Source organism: Paenibacillus sp. P4_A7 (assembly GCF_056402455.1).
In genome coordinates this window covers 1-3,956 of sequence record NZ_JBFUHJ010000495.1, presented here as the reverse complement: position 1 = coordinate 3,956, position 3,956 = coordinate 1, and the positions used below count along the sequence as shown (strand labels likewise).

The following is a 3,956-nucleotide window of genomic DNA, read 5'->3' as shown; positions in this document are numbered from 1 at the left end:
CTCCCAGCCGCACCAGGTCAGTCCCTTTTGAATGCTCCACTCGTTTAACCCGCTCAACTTACCAGCCCTCCCCTGCTTACCTTCCCTGCCATAATCAGCTTGTCTAATCGAATGAGTGGGTTATCCATCCGCTTAAGCTCTCCTAACACTCTTCCTTCTGATTCCCCTTCTTCCTTAAATAGGAACAAAGGATTAAGCATGACTTCACCCGCTTCCACACCTATAACCTCATAAATCTCGGTCACCTTGCGTGTACTATCCCGGAATCGAGATAAATGAATAATAATATCAATAGCAGAAGCAATTTGTTGGCGAATGACCGTTACAGGCAGATCTGCAGCACTAAGTACCATCGTCTCAAGACGTGCAACCATATCTTTAGCTCCATTACTATGGCCGGTAGACATGCTTCCTGAGTGTCCAGTATTGAGTGCTTGCAGCATATCCAAAGCTTCACCACCTCTTACTTCGCCAACGATAATCCGATTTGGACGCATGCGCAGCGATGCACGAATTAAATCACGAATCGTTATCTCCCCCTTGCCCTCCGTATTCGAATTACGTGTCTCCAGAGAGACCAGATTTGGCATTGTCCGAATTTGAAGTTCAGCTGAATCCTCAATGGTAACGATTCGTTCATCATTAGGAATGAATTGCGATAATGCATTGAGAAAGGTTGTCTTACCTGTGCCCGTACCACCGCTTATGAAAATGTTATATTGCGCGCTTATCATCTCTTCAAGAAATTGTACAGCTTCGATTGTTAACGAGCCAAACGTTACGAGCTGCTCCATTGTAAGAGGACGTTCAGGAAACTTTCGAATTGTCATGCAAGGACCCTTTAAAGCGACAGGAGGCAAAACCACATGTACGCGCGAGCCGTCCTTCAATCTTGCATCAACAATGGGTGAAGATTCATTAACAACACGATTAACGCTAGCAACAACGGTCTGGATGAGATCCTCCAGCCTTTCCCTGCTTTCAAATGCAATCGGAAGCAGCGTCATTCGCCCTTTGCGTTCGACAAATATTTCAGCGTGGTGGTTGATCATAATCTCACTAACAGATGCATCTTCCATTAACGGCTGCAAAATATCCAGACCTCTAAAGGAGTGGAACAGTCTGCGTACAAGACTAACCTTCTCAATAGCCGTCAAAGGATTTCGCTCACACCATTCGAACACAATTTCTTCTGCAATGCGCATAAGACTGTCATCTGACAATGCACCGCTGAAATCTATTTTTGAACGAACCTTATTGCGTAAATCAAGTACGGTATCATCTGTCAGCAATAATCCCTCCTCCTTCCTTCATCAGGTATTTAAACAGCCTCTCAACAGAAGCCCGAAATAAAGGCGATGACAGCAGTGTCGCTCCATTTGAAACACGCCACTCCGGTACTTCAGGCAACGGAATAGAAATAGCTTCCAAACCGATACGCCTATCCAACTCAGTCAAATGCTCAGTATGGGCAGCTCGATTTCTTATGAATACGAATTTACTTATTAAACACGCAAATTGTTCACCCCACTTCTGTTCGCCATATTTTAGAGCCAGCTTTTGTTTGTTTAGTGCCGACGTGCTATCGTCCAGAACCCATAGCACCTGGTCCGCTAGCTCAATCATTGCTTTATGTAGATCATTAAGCCCGCTATCTAAATCAATTACGATGAGATCATACTGCCTGCTCTGAACGATAACTCCTAGTATGCTAATAGCATCCTCAGCAGTCAGAGTCATTCGATCCTCCATATTGCTGCAGGGTGCTAGGTAATCTCCGTTCAGCAAGGGGTGTCGCTTACGATGCTGTGTTAGCCAGCTAAACAAATGCTCCGGTTGTGATTTCAACTCATACAGAAGCTCTGAAAGCCCTTCGCTAGGTGCCGCTTCATTTACATCGTTATTACCAAGCCAAGCGTCGGATGTATTCCACTGCTCTAAGTTTAAATAAAAAGTCCGCTTGGAATGTGAGCTAGCAGCCTGTACAAGATGCAGCGCTAAAGCCGTTTTCCCAACTCCTCCAGCTGCGGAATGAACAGTTATGACTCTTGTGTCTGATGAGGCTTCGTCTCGGGCGATTGAAGGTGCTTGAGCACTTGAAAAGCTTGTCCGGATCTCAGATAAACGCTGAAGCAAGGACGGCAAAGATTGAAATTGAAGAACCTGCGGCTCCGTATCATTTTCAGTTAACTTCAAAACCAGGACAGCAATCGGAATATGAGGCATCACATTATTCTGATCATTTTTCAGTTCATGCAGTAGATCCGGCTGCGCTGCCAATAAATCAAACTTATAACCTTGCTTCACATATTGCTTGATCGCCTCTGCATGCGTAAATGCTATCACCTGCCATTGCCCTTCGAATGGTCCATTACGGACATAATCTGCTAATCGCTTCAAATATTCCGGTTCCTTTACCGCAATCGCCAGGTTATATCTCTTCAACCCCAGTCAGCCTCCCTTCAATAGTCAAAAAACACAAAAAAGCACCGTAATAGGCGCAGATAACTGCAGCCTCATACGGTGCTTCCGTGTTCGAAATTTAACTTTGTATAAAATTTACCATAACGTATTCTATCTCGTCAACCATGGAATTTCTATTTCTTACCCCAATCACTTAAAAACTTCTCGATGCCAATATCAGTGAGGGGATGCTTCCATAGTGACGGCAATAATGAGCCAGGAATTGTGGCAATATGAGCACCTGCGATTGCAGCTTGCTCGACATGACCGATATGGCGTATACTCGCGACTATAATCTCGGTTGAAAACCCATAATTCCGGATGATGGTATTCAAATCACGGACTAGCGTCATGCCTTCAACACCAATATCATCGAGCCTACCGACGAACGGACTGATGAAGGTCGCTCCCGCTTTGGCTGCCATTAGTCCTTGTGCCGCCGAGAATACAAGCGTCACATTTGTTTGAATACCTTTCTCCGTAAGCGCGTGAGCGGCATACAAACCATCCTCAGTCATGGGCAGCTTAATGACCACATTTGAGCCCCATTCTGCCATTTCAAACGCTTCTTGCAGCATATCTTCTGCTTTCGTACTAATGACTTCCGCGCTGACAGGACCAGGTACGATACTGCAAATCTCTTGAATAACTTGTTTAAAATCCCGTCCTTCCTTCGCAATAAGTGAAGGATTAGTGGTTACACCATCAACGAGTCCAAKCTTGGCAATACGTCTAATTTCTTCTACGTTAGCTGTATCCAAGAAAAATTTCATAGCTGATCTTCTCCCTTTTCTAATGAAAAAACAGATTGATTTCCCGTTCAGCGCTTTCATCCGAATCTGAGCCATGTATAATATTGCTTGCTACATCGATCGCATAGTCACCGCGAATCGTTCCAGGCAATGCTTCTGAAGGATTGGTTGCCCCAATAAGTGCTCTTGCATTTATAACGGCATCTTTTCCCTCCCAGATCATTGCAAACACTGGACCTGATACGATGAAATCAACCAGCTCATCAAAAAATACCTTCTCACGAAGATGCTCATAGTGATGCTCAGCGTGCTCTCTACTCAGTTGAATTAAGCTAGCCTTAGCAAGCTTAAACCCCTTTTCCTCGAAACGTGTTACTATTTTGCCCACTAAACCACGTGCTACTCCATCAGGTTTCACCATTACAAACGTTCTATTCACAAAGATCCCCTCCATCTATTGGTATAGCCATTTATTTGTTTAGCCATTCAGTAATAATGCCTGCAGTTTCTTCAATCGCTCTATTTGTTACATCGATAATCGGACAATCAAGTGATTTCATGACAGCTGTTGCATAATCGAGCTCCTCTTGAATACGCACGGAAGATGCATAATGAGCAGACGAGGGAAGCCCCAGAGTCTTCAACCGCTCCGTTCTAATTCCGAGCAAATGATCGACCTGCATCGTGAGACCTACAATTAGACGCCCAGGCGCTGACCTTAATTCCACTGGTGGATTAACC

5 protein-coding genes are annotated in these 3,956 nt (G+C 44.7%); all 5 read right to left on the bottom strand.

The annotated features are described in order from the left end of the window. Window positions 1-53: 53 nt before the first annotated feature. Window positions 54-1,289, bottom strand: a complete 1,236-nt coding sequence (locus tag AC1DWN_RS29635; RefSeq protein WP_477562458.1) for a CpaF family protein — start codon at window positions 1,287-1,289, stop codon at window positions 54-56. Continuing rightward, window positions 1,279-2,445: a P-loop NTPase family protein gene (locus AC1DWN_RS29630; RefSeq protein WP_477562457.1), complete on the bottom strand. Its 1,167-nt coding sequence runs from the start codon at window positions 2,443-2,445 to the stop codon at window positions 1,279-1,281. Before AC1DWN_RS29630 ends, AC1DWN_RS29635 begins: the two co-directional genes overlap by 11 nt. 152 nt (window positions 2,446-2,597) lie before the next feature. Next, window positions 2,598-3,236, bottom strand: coding sequence for a fructose-6-phosphate aldolase (gene fsa / locus AC1DWN_RS29625; protein ID WP_477562456.1), 639 nt, complete (start codon window positions 3,234-3,236; stop codon window positions 2,598-2,600). Window positions 3,237-3,255: 19 nt separating this feature from the next. Next, window positions 3,256-3,654 (bottom strand): nucleoside-diphosphate kinase, encoded by a 399-nt coding sequence (gene ndk / locus AC1DWN_RS29620; RefSeq protein WP_477562455.1) that lies wholly within the window; start codon window positions 3,652-3,654, stop codon window positions 3,256-3,258. Between the two features lie 31 nt (window positions 3,655-3,685). Beyond that, window positions 3,686-3,956, bottom strand: a 271-nt coding sequence (locus AC1DWN_RS29615) for a kinase/pyrophosphorylase (protein WP_477562454.1), incomplete at its 5' end; no start/stop codon positions are given.